The 24,520-nt window shown below is 72.4% G+C and carries 14 protein-coding genes and 1 pseudogene; 8 read left to right on the forward strand and 7 right to left on the reverse strand.

Going from position 1 to position 24,520, the window contains the following annotated elements; translation table 11 throughout:
- Positions 1 to 226: 226 nt before the first annotated feature.
- Both WMF20_RS38805 and WMF20_RS38810 read right to left on the reverse strand, forming a co-directional pair.
- Positions 227 to 4,108 (reverse strand): protein kinase domain-containing protein, encoded by a 3,882-nt coding sequence (locus tag WMF20_RS38805; RefSeq protein ID WP_437606806.1) that lies wholly within the window; start codon positions 4,106 to 4,108, stop codon positions 227 to 229.
- A 280-nt stretch (positions 4,109 to 4,388) separates the two neighbouring features.
- Positions 4,389 to 4,733: a DUF2934 domain-containing protein gene (locus WMF20_RS38810; RefSeq protein ID WP_437606807.1), complete on the reverse strand. Its 345-nt coding sequence runs from the start codon at positions 4,731 to 4,733 to the stop codon at positions 4,389 to 4,391.
- A 390-nt stretch (positions 4,734 to 5,123) separates the two neighbouring features.
- On the opposite strand from WMF20_RS38810, the gene WMF20_RS38815 reads away from it, so the two are divergent.
- From WMF20_RS38815 to WMF20_RS38830, 4 genes are all read left to right on the forward strand, one after another.
- Positions 5,124 to 6,221: a sigma 54-interacting transcriptional regulator gene (locus tag WMF20_RS38815; RefSeq protein ID WP_437606808.1), complete on the forward strand. Its 1,098-nt coding sequence runs from the start codon at positions 5,124 to 5,126 to the stop codon at positions 6,219 to 6,221.
- 181 nt (positions 6,222 to 6,402) lie between these two features.
- Positions 6,403 to 7,584 carry a cytochrome P450 gene (locus WMF20_RS38820; protein ID WP_437606809.1) on the forward strand — a complete coding sequence of 394 codons (1,182 nt, stop codon included), beginning with the start codon at positions 6,403 to 6,405 and terminating at the stop codon, positions 7,582 to 7,584.
- A gap of 99 nt (positions 7,585 to 7,683) precedes the next feature.
- Positions 7,684 to 7,983 (forward strand): hypothetical protein, encoded by a 300-nt coding sequence (locus WMF20_RS38825; RefSeq protein WP_437617208.1) that lies wholly within the window; start codon positions 7,684 to 7,686, stop codon positions 7,981 to 7,983.
- A gap of 556 nt (positions 7,984 to 8,539) precedes the next feature.
- Positions 8,540 to 9,604 carry a glycoside hydrolase family 11 protein gene (locus WMF20_RS38830; RefSeq protein ID WP_437606810.1) on the forward strand — a complete coding sequence of 355 codons (1,065 nt, stop codon included), beginning with the start codon at positions 8,540 to 8,542 and terminating at the stop codon, positions 9,602 to 9,604.
- A 331-nt stretch (positions 9,605 to 9,935) separates the two neighbouring features.
- Here WMF20_RS38830 and WMF20_RS38835 read toward each other — a convergent pair whose 3' ends face one another.
- Both WMF20_RS38835 and WMF20_RS38840 read right to left on the reverse strand, forming a co-directional pair.
- Complete coding sequence (locus WMF20_RS38835) at positions 9,936 to 10,355, reverse strand: peptidase inhibitor family I36 protein (protein ID WP_437606811.1); 420 nt, start codon at positions 10,353 to 10,355, stop codon at positions 9,936 to 9,938.
- Positions 10,356 to 10,529: 174 nt separating this feature from the next.
- Positions 10,530 to 11,381, reverse strand: a complete 852-nt coding sequence (locus tag WMF20_RS38840) for a glycoside hydrolase family 11 protein (RefSeq protein WP_437606812.1) — start codon at positions 11,379 to 11,381, stop codon at positions 10,530 to 10,532.
- A 606-nt stretch (positions 11,382 to 11,987) separates the two neighbouring features.
- Between WMF20_RS38840 and WMF20_RS38845 the strand changes: the two are divergent.
- Positions 11,988 to 12,638: pseudogene (locus tag WMF20_RS38845) on the forward strand (right-handed parallel beta-helix repeat-containing protein); the annotation flags it as partial.
- Between the two features lie 791 nt (positions 12,639 to 13,429).
- On the opposite strand, the gene WMF20_RS38850 reads toward WMF20_RS38845, so the two are convergent.
- Entirely contained in the window at positions 13,430 to 14,137 is a 708-nt protein-coding gene (locus WMF20_RS38850; protein WP_437617209.1) for a glutathione S-transferase N-terminal domain-containing protein, read from the reverse strand.
- A 353-nt stretch (positions 14,138 to 14,490) separates the two neighbouring features.
- Between WMF20_RS38850 and WMF20_RS38855 the strand changes: the two genes are divergently transcribed.
- On the forward strand, positions 14,491 to 16,869 hold the full coding sequence (locus tag WMF20_RS38855; RefSeq protein WP_437606813.1) for an alpha-amylase family glycosyl hydrolase: 2,379 nt from the start codon (positions 14,491 to 14,493) through the stop codon (positions 16,867 to 16,869).
- Positions 16,870 to 16,965: 96 nt separating this feature from the next.
- Here the strand turns inward: WMF20_RS38855 and WMF20_RS38860 are convergent, their stop codons facing one another.
- A complete protein-coding gene (locus WMF20_RS38860) occupies positions 16,966 to 17,988 on the reverse strand; it encodes an NADP-dependent oxidoreductase (protein WP_437606814.1) in 1,023 nt (340 codons plus the stop codon).
- A 224-nt stretch (positions 17,989 to 18,212) separates the two neighbouring features.
- On the opposite strand from WMF20_RS38860, the gene WMF20_RS38865 reads away from it, so the two are divergent.
- On the forward strand, positions 18,213 to 18,698 hold the full coding sequence (locus WMF20_RS38865; RefSeq protein WP_437606815.1) for a hypothetical protein: 486 nt from the start codon (positions 18,213 to 18,215) through the stop codon (positions 18,696 to 18,698).
- Between the two features lie 135 nt (positions 18,699 to 18,833).
- Complete coding sequence (locus tag WMF20_RS38870) at positions 18,834 to 22,937, forward strand: kelch repeat-containing protein (RefSeq protein ID WP_437606816.1); 4,104 nt, start codon at positions 18,834 to 18,836, stop codon at positions 22,935 to 22,937.
- Positions 22,938 to 23,033: 96 nt separating this feature from the next.
- Here the strand turns inward: WMF20_RS38870 and WMF20_RS38875 are convergent, their stop codons facing one another.
- The gene (locus WMF20_RS38875) at positions 23,034 to 24,071 is read right to left on the reverse strand and encodes a D-alanine--D-alanine ligase (RefSeq protein WP_437606817.1); all 1,038 of its coding nucleotides are present in this window, start codon (positions 24,069 to 24,071) and stop codon (positions 23,034 to 23,036) included.
- Between the last annotated feature and the right edge of the window lie 449 nt (positions 24,072 to 24,520).

Raw genomic sequence — 24,520 nt, forward strand, 5'->3', positions numbered from 1 at the left:
TGTGAACTTCCGAGCGCACGTAGTGTCACTCCGGACGGTCTCCTGTAAACGTCCGGGCACACGTAGTGTCACTTCGGATGCTCTTCTGTAAACGTCCGAGCACACGTAGTGTCACTCCGGATGCCCTCCTGTAAACGTCCGGACACACGTAGTGTCATTCTGCGAGGTGCCAGGGGCGCCGCGCCTCACCACCCCCCGCCCTCACCCGCCGGCTCCCGCCCGCCCCTCACCGCTCCGCGCGGTCGAGCCACGCGCGCGCGTCCTTCTCCAGCAGCGGATCCCCGAGCCGCACCGACAGCTCCAGCAGGTCCTCGAACTCGCGCCGCGCGAGCGCGTCGTTGCGCGCGTTCTTCAGCAGCATCGCCGCCGCCCAGCGGCCCTGCAGCACGTCGTGCCAGTAGCCCTGCTCCTCCGCCCGCGCGATGAGCTCCCTCAGCCGCTCGCGCGCGTCCCCCACCCCCTCCACCCCGTCGAGGTACGCGATGTACATCCGGTTCGAGGCCGCCACCCGGTCGTACCCGGCCTCGTCCGCCCGCTCCAGCGACTCCGCGAACAGCGCCCTCGCCCGCTCGTGATCGCCCAGCCGCACGCAGGCGTACGCGAGGTTGTGCAAATTGACGACCCCGTCGAAGCGGAGCCCGAGCGCCCGATCCAGCTCGAGCGCGCGCTCGCACGCCCGCACCGCGGCCCGGAAATCCCCGGCGTAGAGCTCGATCATCGCGAGCAGCTTCGCCCGCACGGCCTCCGCCACCCGATCCCCCGGCTCCGACGCCGCCTCCGAGCGCGACAGCGCCTCCATCGCGCCGGCCCGGTCGCCCGACGTCGCCCGCGCCAGGGCGACCGACAGGAGGCCCCGCAGATCCTCGATCGGCCCGAGCGCGCCGAGGTCGAGCGCGGCGCGCCGCGCGCGCGCGAACTGCCCCTGCAGGCACGAGACCTCCACGTCCACCGTCAGCGCCTCGCGCAGGAGCTCGCGGCGCCCGACCGCCATCTCGACAACGTCGTCGAGCAGGTCGTGCGACATCCGGAACAGGTTCGTCGCCCCAAGCGCGCGGGCGAGCTCGATGCGCACCTTCGCCCGCACCTCGAGCGAGGCGCCCGCGTCCACCCGCGACAGGATGCGGTCCGCGACCGCCGAGAGCGACGGCGCCCGGCGCCCGTGGCCGACCGCCTTCGAGAGGATCTCCACCCACCCGCCGAGCTCGCCCGGGTCGCGCCGCGCCACGTCCGCCAGCTCGAACGCCCGCGTCATCGCGGCGATCGCCCCATCGAACTGGCCCAGGCGCGCCCGGACCCCCGCCGCGCGCGCGAGGTGCCCCGCCGCGCCGTCGGCGTTGCCGAGCGCGAGCGCCTCCTCCGCCGCCCGGCCGAGGTGCCGGTCCACCATCGCGAGCCCCTTCGGATCGTCCCCGCCCACGCGATCCAGCCACTCGGCCGCGAGCCAGTGGCCGAGCGCCCGATCCGCGTCCGTCAGCATCTCGTAGGCCGCGTCCCGCACCAGCGCGTGGCGGAACGCGAGCTCCACCTCCCCGCGCAGCGTCGACTCGGGCCGCGGCTCGAGCAGCTCGCGCTTCTCCAGCGTGAGCAGCCACGACTCGAGCTGCGGCACCTGCCCGCCCCCGCCGAGCAGCGCCTCCAGCCCCCCCCGCCAGAACACCTCGCCCATCACCGCCCCGGCGCGCAGCACCCGCCGCGCCTCGGGCTCGAGCGCCGAGATCCGCGACTGCATCATCGCGAGCACCGTCTCCGGCAGCCCGCCCGCCGGCCGCTCCACCGTCGCGCGCACGAGCTCCTCGAGGAAGAACGCGTTGCCCGCCGACCGGTCGACCAGCGCCGCGAGCTCGGGCGCCGGGAGCGCGTCGCCGAGGACCTCGCGCACGATCCGCTCGCACGCGCGGCGCGACAGCTCCCCGAGCCGCATCTCCGTCGCCTCGCGGTCCTCCCAGAGATCCGGGAACGCCTCGCGCACCCCGGGGCGCGCCAGCGCCAGCAAGAGGAGCGGCTGGTGCCGCAGGTGCCGGAGGGCCGCGTCGAGCGCGTCCACAGAGCTCCGGTCGCTCCACTGCACGTCGTCGAGCACGATCAGCACCGGCTGCGCGTCGCACTCGGCCCGCAGGAAATCGAGGAACGCCCGCCGCATCTGCTCCTCGAGGACCGCGCGGTCCTGCCGGGCCGCGCGCAGCGCCGGGCTCTCCGGGAACGGCGCGTCGCAGAGCTCGCCGAGCATCTCCGCGACCCGCTCCCGCGAGGCGGCGCCGACGTTCCGCGCGACCCGCGCCGCGAGCTTCTCCCGGCGCGCCTCGAGCGGCTCGCCGTCGACGAGGCCCGCCTCCCGCCGCACGAGCTCCGCGACCAGCCCGAGCGGCGCCCCGCCGCGCATCGGATCGCCGTGCGCGCGCCACACCGCGATCGGCTCGCTGCGCGCCTCGACCCGCCGGATCAGCTCGCCGCCGAGCCGCGACTTGCCGACGCCGGCCCCGGCCGTGACCAGCACGACGCGCGCGACCCCCTCGGCGGCGCACTCGTCGAGCAGGTCCTCGAGCGCCCGGAGCTCCCGCTCGCGCCCCACGCAGGGCGTCGCCTTGCCGAGCACCCGGCGCCCGCCGTCCTGCGGCTCGCGCGCGCCGAGCAGCGTGGGGCCCTGGCCGCCCGCGGCGATCTCGAAGCGATCGCCGAGGAGCGCGGCCGTCATCTGGTCGATGAGCACCGGCCGGCCCGAGGACGGGTCGTCCGAGGCGTGGCGCACCCGCGCGTCGAGCAGCGCGCCGGCGCGGTCGATGACCTGCCCCACCGCCTGCGTCCCGGCGATGACGTCCCAGCCGGTCGCCAGCGCCACCCACGCCCCGGGCAGGAGCGCGTGGATCGAGAGGGCGCAGCGGGCGGCGTTCGCGGCGAGATCGGTCGGCGAGCCCGCGCCGGCGACGACCGCGGCGACCGAGCCGTCGGCGAGCACCTCCAGGACCGCGCCGTGCGACTGCGCGGCCTGCCGGACCTCGTGGAACGGCGTGCTCGGCGGCGGCGCGGGCCGGGGCCGCGCCGGGGGCGCCGGCGCGAGCAGGTCCGCGGGCAGCGCCTCCCTGCTGCCGGACACGACCGTGGCGTGGTGGCCCGACAGCACCGTGTCGTTGGCCCGCGGGGGCGGGCTCGCCGCGGCGTGCGGACGGCCCGACGGCGGCCCGCGCTTGCCCGCGCTCATCTCGGCCGCGAGCACGACGCTGACGAGCCGGCGCTCGCTCTTCGTCAGCGCCGGGGTCGGCAGGCCGGTGCCGCTCGACATGCTCCCCTCGACGACGCTCAGCATCCGGAGCTCGGCGGCGACCTCGCCCGCGTCCCCGGGGCGCTCCGCGGGGTTCTTGGCGAGCAGCCGGGTCACGAGCAGATCGAGCGGCGGCGGGATGTTCGGGCAGAACGTGCTCGGGCGCGGCGCGGCCTCGAAGAGCACCTTGGCGAGGACCGACAGCGGGTGCTGGGCGACGAACGGCGAGCGCCCGGTGAGGCACTCGAACAGGAGGCACCCGATCGAGTAGAGGTCGGCGCGCGCGTCGACGTCGAGATCGCCGCGGACCCGCTCCGGCGCCATGTAGGCGGGCGTGCCGATCGCCGAGCCGGTGAGGGTGAGCTCGTAGGTCGCGTCCGCCTGGCGCGCGATGCCGAAGTCGATGAGCTTCGCGCTCCCGATGTCGCCGCGGGGCAGGAACACGTTCGTCGGCTTGAGGTCGCGGTGCACGATGCCGCGCGCGTGGACGGCGGCGAGCGCCTCGGCGACGCGGCCGACGAGCATCAGGCTGGCCTCGATCCCGAGCGGCCCGCGCGACAGCCGCGCGCCGAGGTCCTCGCCCTCGAGCCACTCCATGGCGAGGTAGTAGAGCCCGTCCGCCGTCACGCCGTGGTCGATGTACCGGGCGACGGCGGGGTGCTCGAGCTCCGCGAGCAGGCGCGCTTCCCGCTGGAAGCGCACGACGTGCTCCCGGCCCTGGTTGAAGATCACCTTGAGGGCCACCGCCTGGCCGCTCTGCCGGTCGACCGCCCGCCACACCGCGCCCATCCCGCCGGAGCCCGCGAGGCGTTCCAGCTGGAAGCGGTTGGCGAGGACGTGACCTGAATGCATGGCGAAAGTATCGGGGTGCGGAGCTTCGCGGTCCAGGCGACCGGCGCGCGCGTAGACCGCGATCCGTGGGCCCATCGCCCACGTCCATCGCGAGGATACCCATCCCGCGGCGCCTCTACGAGCCTCGACGGCCCCCGGAGCGCGGCGGCGTCGCGCAGCGCTCCCTCCCCTCCCCCCTTCCTCCCCCTTCCGCGGACACCCTCGCTGGATCTCGCCAGCGTGCCGGTCGACCGCGCGCGGGCCGGCGCGCGGCGGCGCCGCGGGCCGCCCGCGCGGGATCTCAGCTGGCGAGGCGCTCGAGCCGCGCGTCGACCTCGCGCTCGGCGTTCAGCCAGTCATCAACGGGGTTGTTCCGGAAGCCGGCCCTCTCGGCATATCCATAGGCCACCTTGGCGATCTGGCGGTGCCGCTCCTCGCGCGACGGGCGCGGGGGCGGAGGCGCGGCCTTCGGGGCCTCGACGCGCGCGCGCTCGGCCGCGAGCGGCTCCACGGCCGGAGAGGGCCTCTCGACGGCGGCGGGGGCGGAGACCGCGCTGGCCGGCCGCGTCGCGGCGGCCGGGGCAGCGAGCGGGCTCGGGACCTTCGTGGTCTTCGTGCGGGCCGGGGTCTTGCGCTTCGAGCTCATCTCGTCGTCTCTCCTTTCGGGTACACGGGTCGACTAACCCAGGTCCGCGCGCACGCACAAATTTTGAGCACGTAGTTCTTCGTCGCCGGTCGCCCCCCTCGGGTTCTCCCTTCCCACACGACCTTGATCCGCGGTAGAGTGGTTGTCGCTGTCCGGGTGACATCATCCGGCATCTGTCAGTCACCGTCCTTCGTTGATCATTGTGGCCGGCCGCCCGCCAGCGTCCGTTGGCGGCCGATCGTCCGCCAGCGTCCGTCGTCGTCCCCGGTAGCTCATCCCCGGCCGCCGCCTGCGCCGAGGGCAGCGCGGTGACGTCGACAACGGCAGACGCGCCGCTCGCCGTCTGCCCGCGAATTGCCACGAGTCGCTCACGAATCGAGGAGATGCGATGTGGAAGCAAGCGCAGCCCCTTCCCGGCGCACCGGACACCTCTGCTCCTTCGGTGGCGGGATGACGCGCGTCCTGTGGATCGAGGACGAGAGCGAGGTGCGCGTCGTCGGCGCCTCGGAGCGCTGGGCGCGCGCGATGGAGCGGCTGCGCGAGCTCTCGGAGCACGCGCGCGCGTCGCTGCTCATCGCGGGCGAGCCGGGCACGGGCAAGGAGCTCTGCGCGCGGCTGCTCCACGCGGCGAGCCCGCGCGCGGGCGGGCCTTTCGTGGCGGTGAGCGCGGCGCGCCTCCCGGCCGAGCGCCTGCGGGAGGAGCTCTTCGGCGTGGAGGCGGGGGCGGACGGGCGGCACGCGGCGCGCCCCGGGCTGCTCGAGCTCGCCGACGGGGGCACGCTGTTCCTCGACGAGATCGGCGCGCTCCCGCTCGAGCTCCAGCCGCCGCTCCTCGGCGTGCTCGACGGCGCGCCGTTCCGCCGGATCGGCGGCGGGGAGGCGCTGGTCGCCGACGTGCGCGTCATCGCCGCCACGGCCCGCGATCTGGGCGCTCTCGTGGTGGAGGGCTCCTTCCACGAGGGGCTCCACCAGCGCGTCGGCGCGCTCGGGCTCTCGCTCCCGCCGCTGCGCGAGCGCGACGGCGACGTACGCCGGCTGGCCGAGCACTTCCTGGAGCGCCAGAGCGCCGCCGCGGGGCTCCCGCGGGGCGGGATCACCCCGCGCGCCCTCGCGCAGCTCGAGGCGTACCCCTGGCCGGGGAACGTCCGCGAGCTCCGGAGCGTGCTCGAGCGCGCGTCCCTCCTCGCCCGCGGCGCGCCGCTCGATCTCGAGCACCTGCCGCCCGAGATCGCCGCGGCGCCGCGGCCGGCCGCCGCGACGCCGCGCTCGGGCCCGCCGGGCGCGCTGCGGCCGTCGCCCCCGGCGCGGGGGAGCGCGTCGCTCGGGGAGGCCGTGCGCCGGCACATCCTCGCGGTCTACGCCGCGCAGGGCGGCAACGTCACCCGCACGGCGAGCGCGCTCGGGATCACGCGGGTCTCGCTCCGCCGTCACCTGCGCCAATACCTCGCCGCGGAGGCGCGCGACAAGGAGCCGCTCAGCAGCCGTTAGCGCCGCGTCGCGCGTTTCCACGCGTTTCGCCGCCCTCCTGAAAAATTGGCGCTGTATCAATAACCGCCCCTGGCTCGAAGGGGTCATTTCCTTCGTCCCGGACGCCCGCGCGCATTGACGCTGTCCGCGCGTTCGCGGACCATGCGGGGCTTCGTCAATTGCTCGACGCCAGGGAGGATGCATGAGCCATCGCCTGAATCTGCTCTCTCCGGAGCTGCGCGCGAACCCGTATCCATTTTATGCGGAGCTGCGCCGCTCCGCTCCGGTATGCCAGGTCGATCCGGGAGGTCTGTGGGCGCTCAGCCGTTACGACGACGTCGCCTTCGCCCTCAAGAACACCGAGCTGTTCTCGGCGCAGGGCGGCCGGGTCGGGGTGCTCCCGCCCTGGCTCGATCGCAATCCGATAGCCGACTCGTTGCTGCTCATGGATCCGCCGGAGCACACGAAGACGCGGGCCATCGTGACCCGCGCGTTCAGCGCGCGCGTGATCCCGCGGATCGAGCCCGTGCTGCGCGCGGTGACCCGGGAGTTCGTCGAGCGGCTGACGCCCGGGCGCGAGCTCGACTTCTACGCCGAGCTCGCGATGCCCCTCCCGGCGGCGGCCATCGCCGATCTCCTCGGCCTCGACCCGGCGCTGCGCGCCCATTTCCAGCGCTGGACCGCGGACTTCGTCGCCACCGCCGCGGCCACGCCGGAGATGAGGCCGGGCATCCGCGCCACCATCGTCGAGCTCGAGCGGTACCTCCTGGAGGTCATCGCGGCGCGGCGCGCCGCCCCGCGGGACGATCTCGTGAGCGACCTCCTTTCGGCCCGGCTCGACGGCGTCGCGCTCACCGAGCGCGAGCTCGTGAGCTTCCTCTTCCTGCTGCTGGCCGCCGGGTTCGAGTCGACGACCCACCTGCTCGACGCCGCGCTGGTGCTCCTCATGGATCACCCCGAGGTGTACGCGCGGATCCGCGCGGACCCGGCGCTGATCCCGGCCTTCCTCGAGGAGGCGCTGCGGTTCGAGCCGCCGGGCCAGATCGCTTTGCGGCAGGCGAAGACCGATGTGGAGATCCGGGGCGTCGAGGTGCCGGCCGGCGCGTTCGTGGCGGCGCTCATCGGCTCGGCCAACCGCGACGAGCGGGTCTTTCCGGATCCGGATCGGTTCGATATCGACCGCGAGCGGCAGGTGGGGCTGTCGTTCGGCCACGGCGTCCACTTCTGCCTCGGCGCGGCGCTCGCGCGCGCCGAGGCGAAGATCGGGCTCGAGGTGCTGGCGTCCCTCCCGGGGCGGTTCGAGCGGACAGGGAGGGCGCCGGCGTGGAACCTCTCGCTGCTGATGCGAGGTCTGAAGGAGTGCTGGGTCCGGTACGTGCTTTGAGCCGCGCCCGGCGGTGCCCGACGGGGCGGTCGCGCACGAGCGAACGGCAGAGTCCGACGCAGGCTCGATCCCGAGCGGCCCGCGAAAAATAACCATGCGATCAAACCCGGTGTGTGGGGTGTAAACCACATTGTCTCCGGGCGGCTCCGCTATCGCATCGACGGGCTCCGCGCTCGAGAGATGATGCTCGATCCGGAGCGCCCTGGGCGCGTCGGCCCCGAGGTGGATGCGTCAGGCCGCCCCCGACGATCCGGCGCGTATCTGCACGAATTTGCACCACAAAACCGGTTACCCCGGTTCGAGAATCGGCCCCACGCGCGCAACGGGACTGTACCTTGCACGGCGCTGCAGAGAGCGCTGCATGGACAAGCGATGGGGGGGCATAGAAAAGACTCTTGACTTTCCCCCCACGTATGTATGAATATCCTAATCCCTCTTGGCGGTCCGGACCGTTCTCGGCCGGGCGGCGCAGTCGGTTGCAGGATCGCCGAGGGCCGACTCCGAGTGATGCTACTTGCCGGGGTTGCTTGCTTCTCGTCGCTGTTCGTCCGAGTCGTTCTTGCTTTCTCCGAGTGATGCCCGGCGCCATCGCACTCGGTACTCGGATGTGAGCAGCCGTCCGACAGACATCGTGATTGCCAGGCATGTGGTCGGCGCAGGCCCGCGGGAGCATTCGTGATCACCGGATCACGAGCACGCGGGCTGGAAAATGTTAACGCTAACCAAAGAATCGGAGGGTTCGCGGGCGTCTTGATGGTTCACAAATCCATCTCGACCACAAGACCGCGGCTCAACCGGTTCGATCATGGAGAAATCTTAAATGCGCATCGCTACCTTACTTGGCTACTTATCCGCTACGGTCGCATGCAGCCTGCTGGCGTGCAGCGTTGAGCAGATCGCGGACGACGAGGACGCCGCGCTCCTCGACTCCGCGTTGGACAGCTCGGACCGCTCGATGACGGCGAACGTCGCCGTCACGTCGGACTGGGGGAGCGGCTACTGCGCGAACGTGACGGTGAAGAACAACACCCGCAACCCGGGGACCACCGGCTGGAGCGTGGGGATCGGGCTCAACGGCTCGACGACGAACAACGTGTGGAACGCGAAGCCCTCGGGATCGAGCGGGCAGATCACCACCACGAACGTGGACCATAACGGAGCGGTGCCCATGGGCCGCTCGACGGAGTTCGGGTTCTGCGCGAACGGCACCGGGCGGCCTTCGATCGTCTCGGTCACCGGCAGCGGCGGCACGACCAGCGGCACGACCACGTCCTCCTCGTCGAGCAGCAGCTCGAGCTCGACCACGAGCTCCTCGTCGAGCTCCTCGGCGACCACCGGCGTGGGCGGCGGCGGCGGTGCGGGCGGCGGCGGCGGCGCGGGCGGCTCCGGCGGCGCGGGCGGCGGCGGCGGCGCGGGCGGCGGCAGCACGTGCACGGCTGCCGACAACCAGTTCTGCTCCAATCAAACTGGCACCCATTGCGGCTACACCTTCGAATATTGGAAGGACACCGGGACCGGATGCCTGACCAACACGAACGATGGCTTCAACGTGACGTGGAGCAACATCAACAACCTGCTCGGCCGTAAAGGCATCAGGCCCGGCACGAAGAACACGGTCGTCAACTACACCGCCGACTACCGGCCGAACGGCAACTCGTACATGGGTGTCTATGGGTGGACCAAGGGCCCGCTCATCGAGTACTACATCGTCGACAGCTGGGGCAGCTGGCGTCCGCCGGGCGGCGAGGGGTTCATGGGTACCGTCACCAGCGATGGGGGCACCTATGACATCTACCGGACCCAGCGCGTCAATCAGCCTTCCATCGAGGGCAACACGACCTTCTATCAGTACTGGAGCGTCCGCAAGGACAAGCGCACGAGCGGGACCATCACCGTCGGCAACCACTTCGACGCATGGACGCGCCTGGGGATGAACCTGGGGAGCCTGTACGAGGTCTCGATGCTCGTCGAAGGATATCAGAGCAGCGGCTCTGCCAACGTGCACTTCTCCATGAGATGAGCGCTGGGCCTTGAGCTCGGACTCCCTCTCCCTCACCGGGTTGGGCGCTCGCGATCACGAGCGCCTCCCGAACCGGCTCATCCACATCGGCCGGGCTCCCTGACACCCGAGCGCGATCACGGCGCCCGTCCCGTTGACCGGAGGTCTTCGGGGCGGGCGCGTCGTGATCGGGCTGCGGGGCGAGGGCTGCTGCGAGGGCCGCCTGGTCGCGTTCAGCTGTAAGGGACGTCCGATCTTCCCCTCGCGTCCCTGGCGCGCTCGCGGTCCTCTTCTCATCAATGGATCTTCGCCTCAGCGTTCTAGCGGAGGCGGCGCTCCGCCCATCGTGGCGTCAGAAGACGTAGACGCTCTTGGGGATGAACGGCAGCGGGCTGAGGCCGCTCTCCGCCGAGATGGGGTACGGGTAGCCGAGGCAGTCCTCGTTCGGGAACATCGCGGCGCCGACGCCGTTGGTGTTGTAAGCCGAGTGCGCCCTTCCCTCCCAGCCGTGCTCCGGGAGGTTGACGCACGTGCCCACCTGCGGGTTCAGCGCCCGGACGTTGAAGATCTCCCCGCCGTAGCCCTCCTCCTCGAAGAGACAGAGGACGCCGTCGAACGGGCAGGGAACGGGGTCCTCCTCCTGCGCCGAGGCCACCTCGGGGAGCAGCAGGCCTGCCCCCGCGAGGAGGCCGACGCCGACCAGGGCACGCAAGCCCAGGGAGCGGGACGGAGTGAGACGACGCAGGTTCTGAACGTGCTCGAGCCAGTGCATGTGGTTTCCTCCTCCTGCCCACCCATGGGCAGGTACTACGGAGGCACCAGCACCGGAGGCCATTCACGCATTCCCGGCCTTCGACGGCCGTTATCAAACCGTGACAGGAAAGACACGCGGGATGTTCGGCGGGCGGGATCCGCGCCGCGCGCGGCGACGCTCAAGGCCCAGCGTTCATTCCATCGAGAATTTTACATCGGCCTGCCCGCTGCTTTGATACCCTTCCACGGTCATCGAGACCTCGTACAGGCTCCCCAGGTTCATCCCGAGGCGCTGCCATGCGTTGAAGTGGTTGGCAACGGTGATGGTGCCGCTCGTGCGCTTCTCCTTGCGGACGCTCCAGAACTGATAGAAGGTCGCGGTGCCCTCGATGGAAGGCTGGTTCCTCCGCTCGGTCCGGTAGATGTCATAGGAGCCGCCGTCGCTGTCGACGGTACCCATGAACCCCTCGCCGCCCGGCGGACGCCAGGTGCCCCAGCTGTCGACGATGTAATACTCGACGAGCGGGCCCTTGGTCCACCCATAGACACACAGATACGAATTTCCGTTCGGGCGATAGTTGGCTTCGTAGGTGACGATCTGGTCCTTGGACCCGGGCCTCAGGCCTTTACGACCCAACAAGTTGTTGATGTTGTTCCAATCTACGCTGAAGCCATCACTCTTGTTGGTCAGGCATCCACTCCCCGAGTCCTTCCAGTACTCGTAGGTGTATCCGCAATGGGTGTTCGTCCCATTGTTGCAGACCTCCCTGTCGGGCTCCGTGCACGCCGCAGGCATGCCGCCGGTCGAGCTCGAGCTCGTGGTCGCGCCCGCGCTCGTGGTCGCGCCCGCGCTCGTGGTCGCGCCCGCGCTCGTGGTCGCGCCCGCGCCCCCGGTCCCGTCCGAGCCCCCGGTCCCGCTCGTCGTCGTCGTCGTCGCGCCGCTGCTGGTCGTGACGCCCGTGGTCACGCTGCTCGACGCGTCCGAGCCCCCGGCCCCGCTCGTCGTCGTCGTTACGCCGCTGCTCGTAACGCCGCCCGTGGTCACGCTCCCCGGCCCAGCCGAGCTGCCGCCCGACCCGGGATCCCCAGAGGAATCGTCCGACCCCGCGCAACCCACGACAGCGAACCCTAAAACCAAAGTAAAAGTTTGTAGTGAAGCTAGACGCACAGATCCTCCTTGGCTTGATGACGCTAATTCCCGGCAGCCGACTTTGTGATCACGGCTGGCACCAGCGCTTGGCGCCGCAACGACCCAGAGGGGCGTTCCAGCCGCCGATCCAGGGCCCGCCCTCAGGGCTCGACCTGGCCAAGCTGCGAACAAGGCCGCAAAACCGATTAAGGTTGGTTTACTAACAGTTACCGAGACGAGCCGCCCGCGATCGACCGGATGGCATAAGGGGGTAGAAAAAGCAAAACGATTCGAGCGAGCCGCCTCGCTCCCGCGAGGCCTTCCCCAGCATAGCGCGCCCGTGCTACGGCGGCTGGAGATTGGAACGGCTGGGGACGATCCCGTGGGAACCCTCATTGGCAGGGAGAACGGCTGACTGCTCTCCGGACGAACGCGAGGCGCGCGCTGGTCGGCGAGCTCGGCGTGCCGCGCAGGGCGCCGCGCGCGCGGCGGACGACGCGTGAGCAGGAGGTCTTGACGATGATGACGCGGAGGGGTTCGAAGGAGCTTTGGGCGGTCCTCGTCGCGGCGCCGTGCGCGCTCGCGGCGGAGGCGGCGTCGGCGGCGACGTTGACCGTGGGCCCGGGGAAGACGCACGCGACACCCTGCCAGGCGATCGCGGCGGCGAGCGACGGCGACACGATCGAAATCGACGCGGCCGGCAGCTACGCCGGCGACGTCTGCGGCTGGTCGAAGGACGGGCTCACGTTGCGCGGCGTCGGTGGGCTCGCGAAGATCGACGCGGCGGGGAAGAGCTCGGGCGGCAAGGCGATCTGGGTCATCGCCGGGGACGACACGGTCGTCGAGAACATCGAGTTCACGGGCGCCGCGGTCCCGGATCAAAACGGCGCGGGCATCCGTCAGGAGGGCGCGAATCTCACGGTCCGCGGCTGCTTCTTCCACGACAACGAGAACGGCATCCTCGCGGGCGACAACGCGGCGAGCACGATCCTCGTCGAGCACACCGAGTTCGCGAGGAACGGCGCCGGCGACGGCCAGTCGCACAACCTCTACATCAACCACGTCGCCAAGCTGATCTTCCAGCACAACTACTCGCACGCCTCGAACGCCGGCCACCTGCTGAAGACGCGCGCGCTCGAGAACCACGTGCGCTACAACCGCCTCACGCAGGAGGACGGCACTGGCAGCTATGAGATCGACGTCCCGAGCGGCGGCCTGACGTTCATCATCGGCAACCTCGTCCAGCAGGGGCCGAACACCGGCAACGGCTCCATCGTGGCGTATCGCCTCGAGTCGCGCGGGGCGAACGCGAACACCGAGCTCTTCGTCGTGAACAACACGTTCGTCAACGAGCGCCCGAACGGCGGCACGTTCCTCAACATCGACGCGAGCGCGGCCCCAGCGGTCGTCCGGAACAACATCTTCGCCGGGCCGGGAACGCTGACGAACCAGGGGGACGCGAGCCTCGGGGCGAACTTCCAGGGAGATCCGAGGTTCGTCGACCAGGCCGCGTTCGACTACCGGCTGCAGGACGGCTCGCCCTGCGTGGATCAGGGCGAGGCGCCGGGGATGGGCGGCGGGATCGATCTGACCCCCAAGTTCCACTACGTGCACCCGGCCGGCGCCACGGGGCGCACGACGGTCGGCACGATCGACATCGGCGCCTACGAGGTCGGCGGCGAGGGAGGCTCGGGCGGCAGCGGCGGCGGTGCCGCGAGCGGCAGCGGCGGCGCCGGCGCGAGCGGAGGAGGCAGCGGCGCCAGCGGCGGAGGCACGGGCGCAAACGGAGGCGTTGGCGGAGGCGCGGGCGGAAGCGACGACGGAGGCGCCGGCGAGGATGGGAGCTGCGGGTGCCGGGTCGTCGGCGGCGGCGGCGCTCGGGGCTCGTTCGGCTGGATCGCGGGCCTCGTGATCGGCGCGGCCGTCGTGGCGCGCGGCGGCCGGCGCCGCCCGCCGGCCGGCGGTCAGCCGTTGCGCGACGGAACGTCCAGCCCGCGCACCACCGCCGGCCGCGCGACGAAGGCGTCGAGCACGCGCTTCACCTCCTTGAAGCCGTCGAATCCCACCAGCTCCCCCGCGCCGTAGAAGCCCACGAGGTTGCGCACCCACGGAAAGATCGCGACGTCGGCGATGGTGTAGTCATCGCCCAGCATCCACGCGCGCCCGCGCAGGTGGCGGTCGAGGACGCCCAGCAGCCGCTTCGACTCCGCGGTGTAGCGGTCGCGCGGCCGCTTGTCCTCGTAGTCCTTGCCGGCGAACTTGTGGAAGAAGCCGAGCTGGCCGAACATGGGGCCGATGCCGCCCATCTGGAACATCACCCACTGGATCGTCTCGTAGCGGCGCGCCGCGTCCTGCGGCAGCAGCTGCCCGCTCTTCTCCGCCAGATACAGCAGGATCGCGCCGGACTCGAACAGCGCGAGCGGCTTGCCGCCCGGGCCCTGCGGGTCGAGGATCGCCGGGATCTTGTTGTTCGGGTTGAGCGAGAGGAACTCTGGCGAGAGCTGGTCGTTCGTATCGAAGGAGACAAGGTGGGCCTCGTAGGGCAGGTCCATCTCCTCCAGCGCGATCGACACCTTCACGCCGTTGGGCGTGGCCAGCGAGTAAAGCTGGATGCGATCGGGATGCTGCGCAGGCCACTTGCGTGTGATGGGGTAGGAAGACAAATCGGTCATACGGGATCTCTTGTTGTTGGAAGCGCCGGTGTGAACCACGTCGGCCGGTTCGCGGCCGGGACGCGAGGCACTCTCGCGCCCGCGGGAGAGGAAATCGAAACGGTTCGGAGCCGTCAAGCCCCCGCCGAGGGACGCGCACCGGCTTGACTCGCCGGGGGCGCGAGGCGAACGCCCGAGTACGGGGCGGAGCTCCGGCGGAACCGGCGCCTCACCGGTTGGCGACGCGACAGCATGGGCGGAGCGTCGCCTTTCTCCGCTCCGTTTGGGGCGATTCTCCGCGACGCATGCGCTGACACGCCTCCCGTGATCGGATACTCCTCGAGGCCATGTCGGGCCGCCGCAATGCCTTCGTGATGTCCGCTGTCTACGCCGCCATGCTCCTCGCCGTCCCGCTCGCGTGCGGGGACGATCAGGAGCTCGATGCCGGTCAGGGAAAGGGCACCGGCGGCGGCGGGGCGGCCGACGGCAGCGGCGGGCTCGGCGGCAGCGGCGAGGCCGGCGGCAGCGGCGGGACCGGCGGCAGCGGCGGGACCGGCGGCAGCGGCGGGACCGGCGGCAGCGGCGGCGCCGCCTGGCAGGGCGATGTGCTCTGTCCGACGTCGTTCGCGTTCAACGCGCCCCCGGGCGCCACGGACGTCCGCGTCCCCGGCGAGTGGAACGGCTTCGATCTCGGCACCGCCCCGGAGCTCCGCGAGGGCGGCGCACAGGGGCAGCTCGTGGCCACGGTCGATCTGCCGCCCGGGCTGCACGCCTACAAGATCACGTATCGATACGGCGGCGAGCTCGCGTGGGTGCTCGACCCGGCCGAAGGACGCCGCAAGTACGTGGACGGGATCGAGAACTCCGCCGTCAAGGTCCCTGACTGCCGCCTTCCGGCGTTCTCGGTCGCCTCGAGCCAGGTGGCCCGCGCCGCCGCCGGAGAGGGCGCCTTCGAGGCGCGGCTCGCGTACCGGGACGGCATCGACGGCGCGGGCCCGGACGCGGACGCGTTCGAGGCGATGCTGCAGGATCAGGACGGCGACGCGCGCCCGCTCACGGAGCAGGAGCTCTCGGTGGACGAGCGCGGCGACGTGCGGATCGACGTGCGGGGCCTCGACGACGGCAAGTACCGGATCACCCTGCGCGGGGCGACCCGGAGCGGCCGTGTCGGCGAGCCGCTCCGGCTCGTCTTCTGGGTCGAGGCCGAGCCGTTCTCCTGGGAAGACGCGCTCATCTACATGGTCGTCACCGATCGTTACCGCGACGGCGATCCGGCCCTGAACGCGCCCGCCACGCCGGGCGCCGATCCGCGGGGCGACTGGGCCGGCGGAGATCTCGAGGGGCTGCGGCGATCGATCGAGGACGGCACGCTCGACGCGCTGGGCGTGCGGGCCATCTGGCTCACGCCGTTCCAGGAGAACCCGGCCGGCGCGTACCCGGCGAGCGATGGAGTCCACCAGGTGACCGGATATCACGGGTACTGGCCCATCAAGGCGCGCGAGGTGGATCCGCGGCTCGGCGGGGCCGAGGCGCTGCGCGCGGTGGTGGCCGAGGCGCACCGCCACGGGATCCGCGTGCTCCAGGACTTCGTGGTGAACCACGTCCACGAAGCCCACGAGTACGTCGCGTCGCACCCGGGCTGGTTCCGGACGGGGTGCGTCTGCGGCACCGACGGCTGCGACTGGACGTCGCACGCGCTCGACTGCATGTTTGCTGGCTATCTGCCCGACGTGAACCACACGGTGCCGGAGGCCAACGCCGCGTTCGTCTCGGATGCGCTCTACTGGCTCGACGAGTTCGATCTCGACGGGCTCCGGGTGGACGCCGTGAAGCACGTCGAGGAGATCGCGACGCGCAACCTCGCCGCGGAGGTCCGGGAGACGTTCGAGCCGGCCGGCACCCGTTACTTCCTGATGGGCGAGACGGCGATGGGCTGGAACGACTGCGCCGCGCCGTGCAACGACGAGAACTACGGGACCATCGCGAGGTACATCGGCCCTCAGGGGCTGGACGGCCAGTTCGATTTCGTCCTTTACCACGGGGTCTCGTACCGCACGTTCGCCTGGGGCGACCGGGGCATGCTGCACGCCGCGTACTGGGTCGAGGACGGGCAGAAGCGGTGGCCGGAGGGCGCGATCATGACGCCGTACATCGGCAGCCACGACACCGCCCGGTTCGCGACGCTGGCCGACTACCGGGGCCAGGACATCGCGCACGGCCGGGATGTACCGGGCCGCCAGTGGTCGGACACCGCGGGGAGCCCGGCGTCGCCGGAGCCGTATGCCCGCGTGCGGCTCGCGATGGCGTGGCTGCTGGGCCTCCCCGGCGCGCCGCTGCTCTATTACGGCGACGAGTACGGCGAGTGGGGCGGCGTCGACCCGAACAACCGCAGCCTGTGGCGTCCGGAGGAGGAGCTCACGCCGGACGAGCGGGAGACGCTCGATTTCGTGCGCCAGCTCGGCGCCGCGCGCCGGGGCATCCCCGCGCTCCGCCGCGGCGCCTACGTGAACCTCACCGCCACGGAGGACACGCTCGTCTTCGGCCGCCGGCTCGCCGGGGGCAGGTCCGCGATCGTGGCGCTGACGCGCGCGGCGACGGCGCAGCGCATCTCGGTCGAGGTGGCGGAGGCGCTCGGCCTGCCGGCCGGCACCGGGCTCACGGACGCGCTCGGCGGTGGGGCCGAGGTGGTCTCCGAGACCGGCATGCTCTCGATGAGCATCCCGCCGGGCGGGGCGGTGATCCTCGCGCCGTGATCCGTGGCTCCGGCGGGCGGCCCGGCGTTCCGCCGGCCGAGCTCACGCCGGTTCGCCCGCGCCGGCCCGGCCTTCGGGCGAGGGCGCCGGCGCCGCTCACGACGCCACGCGCACCAGCATCTTGCCGAAGTTCTCGCCCTTGAGCAGCCCGATCAGCGCCTCGGGCGCCTTCTCCAGGCCGTCGACGATGTCCTCGCGGTACTTGATGCGACCTTCGCGGATCCAGCGGCTCGTCTCCTGGAGGAACTCGGGGCGCTGCTCGGCGAAGTCGCCGACGATGAAGCCGCGCAGCGAGAGGCGCTTCGCGAGCACCTGCTTCATCAGGCCCGGAAGGCGATCCGGCCCGGGGGGCGGCGCGGTGTCGTTGTAGTGCGCGATGAGGCCGCACACCGGCACGCGGGCGAAGGGGTTCAGGAGCGGCAGCACCGCCTCGAACACGGCGCCGCCGACGTTCTCGAAATACACGTCGATCCCGCCCGGGCAGGCCTCCTTCAGGCGCGCTGCCATGTCGGGGCTGCGGTGGTCGACGCAGGCGTCGAAGCCGAGCTCGCGCACCACGTAGTCGCACTTGCGCTGCCCGCCGGCGACGCCGACCGCGCGGCAGCCCTTGATCTTCGCGATCTGCCCCACGACCGAGCCCACCGCCCCGGAGGCCGCCGCGACCACCACCGTCTCGCCCGGCTTCGGCTGGCCGAGGTTGAGCAGCCCGGTGTAGGCCGTCATCCCCGGCATGCCCAGCACCCCGAGCGCCGTCGAGATCGGGCCGAGCGCTGGATCCACCTTGCGCAGGCCGCTCCCATCGGCGACCGCGTACGCTTGCCAACCGGTCCGCCCCTCGACGAGGTCTCCCGGCGACAGGCCGTCGACGCTCGACCGCAGCACCTCGCTCACGGTGCCCCCGACCATCACGTCGCCGATCTCGACCGGCGGCGCGTACGACGGGCCGGCGCTCATGCGGCCGCGCATGTACGGGTCCAGCGACAGATAGAGCGTGCGCAGCAGCGCGCGGCCCTCGCCGGGCTCGGCGAGCTCTTCCTCGATCAGCTTGAAATCGGACGGCTTGGGCTCGCCGACCGGCCGGGCGGCGAGGACGATCTTGCGGTTGCGCAGGGAGGTCATGGTCCGTCGATCCTGGCCGAACCGCGCGCGATTGCCAGAGCGCATCGGCGAGACGCGGGGATCCGGCGAGCTCGGCGAGGCGCGGGGATCCGAGGAGCGGCGCTCGCGGCCGGCGGGCTGCCCCGCGGCGGCGGGCGGCGGGCGGCGAAGGACCTGAGGAATGCGCCGCGCCCGCGCTGTCCGATTGAGCTCCGCAGCCGTCGCGAGTATGCCGAAGCCGCACGATGCAGTCACTCCACGCGATCCAGCTGCCCGAGGAGCTCCGCGAGCCGCCCCCGCGCCCCTGGGCGGCGCTGCGGCACGCCCGGCACCAGCTGGCTGGCGTGGGCTACGCGTTGCTCGTCTGGGCGGGGCTCCTCGGGGTCGGCTCGCTCTACCGGCACATCGATCTCGTCGCGATGCTGCTCGCCTTCTCCTTCGCGGTCATGCCGTTCGTGCTCCTGTATCAGGTGCTGGGCAGCTACACCGCCTGCCGCCTGGCGCTGCGCGGCGCGCCGTCGGCCGCGCAGATCTACGAGGGCGTCGTCGTGACGAGGTTCGGGACGGTGAACGTCTGGCACGTCGTCGTCGCCGGCCAGCACGTGCGGATTCGCGCGGACGCGCCGCTCCTCAAGAGCATGGTGGTGCTCGTGACGCCGGAGACGACGAGGGGGAAGCGCAGAGTCGGCGTCTATCATCCCAAGATCGGCATCTGCACATCGCTCGTGTGAGCCGCGCGTGCCGCGCCGTTCGGGGGTGAGCGGCGCGCGCCTCGGGGCTCGGGCGGTGGGGCGCTCGCGGCGCCGTTGTGGCTGGCGGGCCGGCGTGAGACATTCGCTGGCATGCGAGCTGGGTGGGCTTTTCGCGTGCTGGCCGTGGTCGTCCTGGTGCTGGCTGTTGCGGGGTGGATGAGCGCGCTCGGCTGTGCGGGGGGGCGCGACCGCGCCGCCGCAGCGGCAGCGCAGGTGCAGCAGCGGTTCCCTGCGCAGGCCGCCGAGGTGCTGGGCGGCAGCGCGCTCGACGCGCCGTCGGTGAGGGACGGAGGCTTCGCGCTGGGCGCGGCTGGCCCGGCCGGGCGCGGGCCACGGCTCCAGGCCGAGCTGCCGCGCGACGGCGGCGGCTGGGTGCGGCTCTCGGGCCCGGGCGGCTTCGAGGTGCGGGTGCGGGAGACCGGCGCCTCCGGCCCGGGGGCGATCGTGGACGGCGCGGTGATCTACGGCCGCGCTGGCGGCGCGTCGTTCTGGCGGGCGGCCGCCGGCGGCATCGAGGAATGGCTCACCGTGGAGCCCGGCGCCGCGCCGGCCGGCGCGCCCGCGGCCGTCTGGGAGGTGGACGGCGCGGCGCTGCGGCAGCGCGGCGAGGCCGTCGAGGTGGTGGACGCGGCGGGGGTGCCGCGGCTGCGCGTCACCGCGCCGCGAGCGTTCGCGGAGGGCGGGCGACCGGTCGCGGTGCGCCTCGAGGCGCGCGGGGCGGAGATCGCGCTGCTGACCGAGGCGTCGGGGGAGCTCCTGCTCGTGGATCCGCTGTGGCGCCCGGTCGGGGCGATGGCCGAGAGGCGGGACGGGGGGCATACGGCGACGCGGCTCGGCGGCGACGACGGGCGGGTGCTGGTCGCGGGCGGCAGGGGCGGCGACGGCTATCTCGCGAGCGCCGAGCTGTACGACCCGGCGGACGACGGCTGGGCGGCGGCGCAGCCGATGAGCAGCCGGCGCCAGGATCACGCCGCCCTGCTGCTGGACAGCGGGCGAGTCCTTGTCGTGGGCGGCTCCGACGGCTCGGGCACGCTGGCGAGCGCCGAGCTGTACGACCCGGCGGAGGACCGCTGGACACCGGCGCGGCCGATGAGCGACGCGCGCGAGGGCCCCACGGCGACGCGGCTCGACAGCGGGTTGATCCTCGTCGTGGGCGGCTGGAGAGACGGCATCCATCTCGCGAGCGCGGAGCTGTACGACCCACGGGAGGGCACCTGGACCGCGGCGGCGCCCATGAGCACCGGACGCTACGGGCACACGGCGACGCTGCTCGGCAACGGGCGGGTCCTGGTCACGGGCGGCTACGACGGCTTGGACGCGGTGGAGAGCGCGGAGCTGTACGACCCGGCGGCGAACAGCTGGACGCCGGTGCAACCGATGAGCGCAGGGCGTCAAGGGCACGCGGCGACGCTGCTCGATGACGGGCGGGTCCTGGTCACGGGCGGCGCCGAAATCTACTGGGGAGAGGAAGAAGAGGAGGCGAGAGAGGGCGAGTTCGCGAGCGCGGAGATCTACGATCCGGTGAGCGGCAGCTGGGCGCTGACGGCGCCGATGAGCTTCGGGCGCTCTCAGCACACGGCGACGTTGCTGGTGGACGGGCGGGTCCTCGTCGCGGGCGGCTCCACGGTCATGGGCGAGTCCGAGTGGTCCGGGTACCTGGCGAACGCGGAGATCTACAATCCGACGGCGGGGTCGTGGTCGAATGTGCCGGCGATGGCCGTGGGCCGCAGCGGTCATACCGCGACGCTGCTCCCGGGCGGCGGAGTGCTCGTGGCGGGCGGCAATCAGGGCGGTGATGCGAACGCCGAGGTCTACGACCCGTCGGGCGCGAGCCCGTGGTCGGAAGCAGCGCCGATGATCCGCTCGCACAACCGGCATACGGCAACGCTGCTGGCCGATGGGCGGGTCCTGGCCGCCGGCGGCTACGGGATCGACCACACCCCAATCCCGAGCGCGGAGATCTTCGACCCCATCACGCGCACCTGGACGGAGGAAGCACCGATGCTCGCCGCGCGCCACGAGCACACGGCGACGCTCCTCGACGACGGGCGGGTCCTGGTCGCGGGCGGCGAAGGGTCCAGCTACGTCCCAATCGCGCACGCGGAGGTCTTCGCCCCCAACGCGCGCACCTGGACGGTGGCAGCGCCGATGCTCACCGCGCGCTCCGAGCACACGGCGACGCTCCTCGACGACGGGCGGGTCCTTGTCGCGGGCGGCTACGGGGCCGACTACATCCCCATCGCGAGCACGGAGATCTTCGACCCCACGGCGGGCACCTGGACGGCGGCAGCACCGATGAACGCCGCGCGCAACCAGCACACGGCAACGCTCCTCGACGACGGGCGGGTCCTTGTCGCGGGCGGCTACGGGACCGACTACATCTCCAGCGCGAGCGCGGAGATCTTCGACCCCACGACGGGCACCTGGGCGGCGGCAGAACCGATGATCGCCGCGCGCTATCACCACACGGCGACGCTGCTCGACAACGGGCAAGTCCTGGTCGCCGGCGGCTACGGGGCCGAGTACGTCGACCTCTCGAGCGCGGAGGTGTACGACCCGGCGACCCATCGCTGGACGGCGCGGGCTCCCATGAGCACCAGGCGATACCTGCACACGGCAACGCGGCTCCTGGACGGGCGGGTCCTGGTCGCGGGCAAGGCCGTAACCCAGGGCCTCAGCGGCGCGAGCGCTGAGGTCTACGACCGGACCACGGACAGCTGGTCTCCGGCAGGGACGATGTACTCCGAGCGATTTGGCCACACAGCGACCCTGCTGCGCCAAGGCAAGATCCTGGTCACCGGCGGTGAGGGCCCCGGCGGCATCCTCGCCAGCGCCGAGATCTACTCCCCCGCCCTCCCCGGCGCTCCGTGCGACGCCGACGCGGACTGCGCCGGCGACTCCTGCGTCGACGGCGTCTGCTGCGACGCCCCTTGCGCGGGCGCCTGCATGGCCTGCTCCGCCGCGAAGAAGGGCGACGGCCCCGACGGCAAGTGCGGGCCCGTCCAGGCCGGCGCCGATCCGGACGGCGACTGCGCCGCGGCGCCGGTCACCACCTGCGGCGCCACCGGCTTCTGCGACGGCCGCGGCGCCTGCCAGCTGCAGGCGCAGGGCACCCGTTGCGGCGCGGCCTCGTGCAACGGCGCCACCGAGGTCGTCGAAGCCCCCCTCTGCGACGGGCTCGGCGTCTGCGCCAAGAGCGACACCCGGTCCTGCGGCGATTACCGCTGCGTCTCGGGCGCCTGTCTCGCGGGCTGCACCTTCGACACCCAGTGCGCCGAGGCCGCCTACTGCGCGGCGACCGGCGGCGACTGCCTGCCGAAGAAGCGCGACGGCGCCGCGTGCGCGCTCCCGAAGGAGTGCCTCAGCGGCCTGTGCCAAGCCGGCGTCTGCGCGCGCGACAGCGACGGTGACGGGGTCGCCGACCACGAGGACAACTGCCCTGAGGTCCCGAACACGTCCCAGGCCAACACCGATGGTGGCCTGTCCGCGGGCGACCCTCTCGGCGACGCCTGCGACGACGACGACGACGCCGACGGCCATCCCGACGCGGCGGACAACTGCCCCCTCATCCCGAACCCCAACCAGGCCGACGCCAACGGCGACGGGATCGGCGACGCCTGCGATTGCGCGAGCCCGCGCAAGGCCGACGGCAGCCCCTGCGACGACGGCAACGCCTGCACGCAGACCGATACTTGCCAGAACGGCGCCTGCATCGGCGGCAATCCCTTCGTCTGCCCGCAGCCCGACCCCGCCGTCTGCCGGGTGGCCGTCTGCGAGCGGGCCACCGGCAACTGCGGACAGCGCTACAAGCTCGACCGCGCGCCCTGTCCGGGCGGCGAGTGCATCGCCGGGGGCTGCTTGCTCGCGGACGGCTCCGGCGACGGCGGCGCGGGGGGCGACGGCGGCTCCGGCGGCGATGGCGCCGCCGCGTCGACCGGCGCCGGCGGCTCCAGCAGCGGCGCCGGCGGCTCCAGCGACGGCGGCTCCAGCGGCGACGGCGGCGCGCCGCCCAGGCCCACCCCGGAGGGGAGCGGCCCGCCGCACCTGCACGGAAACGGCTGCGCCGCGGCGCCCGACGCCGGCCCTGGCCCCCTCGGCTCGGCCGCGTCCTGGCTGCTCGCCGTGGCCCTGGCCGCCACGCGGCGGCGGCGCCCGGGCCGCGGTCCACACGCGATGCGGTCCCCTGCCCCCGGACCTACGGTTCAGACGTCGCGCTGATCTGCCCCTGAGGGCAATGGCATGAGGTCGGTGCCAGATGCTGCCGGGCGCCCCGCGCGGGCGCCCGCCTTCAGCCCCCCGCGGGGGCGTCCGCCGTCAGATCGCCGATTTCACGAGCCGCAGCCGCTTCTCGGCCTGTCCCCGCTCGCTCAGCCGGAGCTCCGACGCGGCGGGCGCGCGGCGCCGCGTCGGCTGGTGCAGCCGGGCGCTCGCCAGGATGGCCTCGCACAGGTCGCCGAACTCGTAGCCTGCGGCCGCCGCGATCTTCGGCAGGAGGCTCGTCTGCGTCATGCCCGGCAGGGTGTTCACCTCGAGCACGTACTCGTTCTCTCCGCCGGTCACGAGCAGATCCACGCGCACCGCGCCGGTGCACCCGAGCGCCTGGGCCGCCCGCTCCGCCAGGTTCAGGACCCCGCGGTACCGGGTCGGCGGGAGGCGCGCCGGCATGTGATATTCGGTCATCCCCGGCGTGTACTTGGCCTCGTAGTCGTAAAGTCCCTTCTTCGGGACGATCTCGATCGCGCCAAGGACCTTCCCGTCCAGGATCCCCACGTTGACCTCGGTCCCCGCCACGAACCGCTCCACGATGGCGGCGTCGTCGAACTCGAACGCCAGGGCGATCGCCGACCGGAGCTCCTCGAGCGACCCGGCCTTGGTCACCCCGAGGCTCGACCCCTCGCCGCGCGGCTTGACGATGACCGGGAACCCGAACGAGCCGTGGATCGCCTCGAGCTCATCGAGGTCCTGGTGCGCACCCACAGTGTAGTAGGGAGGCGTCGGCACGTTGTGCAGCCGGAACATCTCCTTGGCCTTGAGCTTGTCCATCGCGAGGGCGCTCGCGAGCACGCTGGACCCGGTGTACGGGATCTGGGCGAGCTCCAGGACGCCTTGCACGCACCCGTCCTCCCCGAGCCGCCCGTGCAGGGCCAGGAACGCCGCGTCGAGCCGCGCGCGCTGCAGGGTGGCGCAGAGCTCCGTGCCGAACCGATCCCCGAGCGTGATCCGGACGACATCGTACCCGCGCGCCTCGAGCGCCTCGGCGACGGCCGCGCCCGAGCGCAGGGACACCTCGCGCTCGCCCGACGAGCCGCCCATCACGACGCCGACCCGCCTCCGGACTTGCCGCTCCACCATCGAAGAACCTCCGTCGCCTTCTCGTGAGGACACCAACGCCACGCCAGCGCCTCCCGTTCCAGTCAAACTGCCGGAGAGGTGCCGCGCAAAAACCAAGCCAGCTGCTTTCAAGGCCCCAAAATCGGCGGCCTTGCAGCGGAGGGCGGTATTCCTGAGCTGTGGTTGAGGAAAACTGCGCCCGCCCGCCGTGTTCACCTGCCCACGGCGCGCTGACGCCCAACCCGGTATCAAGGCCGGCGGCGGAGGTCAACTAAACGGAGCGATCGCGCCGTCGGAGGGCGGACGCGGCCGGGCCGTCTCGCGGGCCCCGCTCGCGGCGTGCTCGGGAGTCGCGGGGCTGCTCCGCGCGGCCGTCCGCGGGGCGGCGCTGGCGCGTCGCGCGCTTCGCGCCCGACGACTCGCCACGAGCGGCACACCGGATCTTTGAAAGGTGGGCAGCACCTTCGCCG

Origin of the sequence: Sorangium sp. So ce834 (assembly GCF_051521425.1) — a bacterium.
In the GTDB taxonomy this organism is placed as follows: Bacteria; Myxococcota_A; Polyangia; order Polyangiales; family Polyangiaceae; genus Sorangium; species Sorangium cellulosum_D.

Coding starts and splice junctions, on each gene's coding strand:
- WMF20_RS38850 (WP_437617209.1), bottom strand. CDS start 14,137: ATGACCGATTTGTCTTCCTACCCCATCACACGCAAGTGGCCTGCGCAG.
- WMF20_RS38805 (WP_437606806.1), bottom strand. CDS start 4,108: ATGCATTCAGGTCACGTCCTCGCCAACCGCTTCCAGCTGGAACGCCTC.
- WMF20_RS38830 (WP_437606810.1), top strand. CDS start 8,540: ATGACGGCGAACGTCGCCGTCACGTCGGACTGGGGGAGCGGCTACTGC.
- WMF20_RS38875 (WP_437606817.1), bottom strand. CDS start 24,071: ATGGTGGAGCGGCAAGTCCGGAGGCGGGTCGGCGTCGTGATGGGCGGC.
- WMF20_RS38810 (WP_437606807.1), bottom strand. CDS start 4,733: ATGAGCTCGAAGCGCAAGACCCCGGCCCGCACGAAGACCACGAAGGTC.
- WMF20_RS38820 (WP_437606809.1), top strand. CDS start 6,403: ATGAGCCATCGCCTGAATCTGCTCTCTCCGGAGCTGCGCGCGAACCCG.
- WMF20_RS38865 (WP_437606815.1), top strand. CDS start 18,213: ATGCAGTCACTCCACGCGATCCAGCTGCCCGAGGAGCTCCGCGAGCCG.
- WMF20_RS38860 (WP_437606814.1), bottom strand. CDS start 17,988: ATGACCTCCCTGCGCAACCGCAAGATCGTCCTCGCCGCCCGGCCGGTC.
- WMF20_RS38835 (WP_437606811.1), bottom strand. CDS start 10,355: ATGCACTGGCTCGAGCACGTTCAGAACCTGCGTCGTCTCACTCCGTCC.
- WMF20_RS38855 (WP_437606813.1), top strand. CDS start 14,491: ATGTCCGCTGTCTACGCCGCCATGCTCCTCGCCGTCCCGCTCGCGTGC.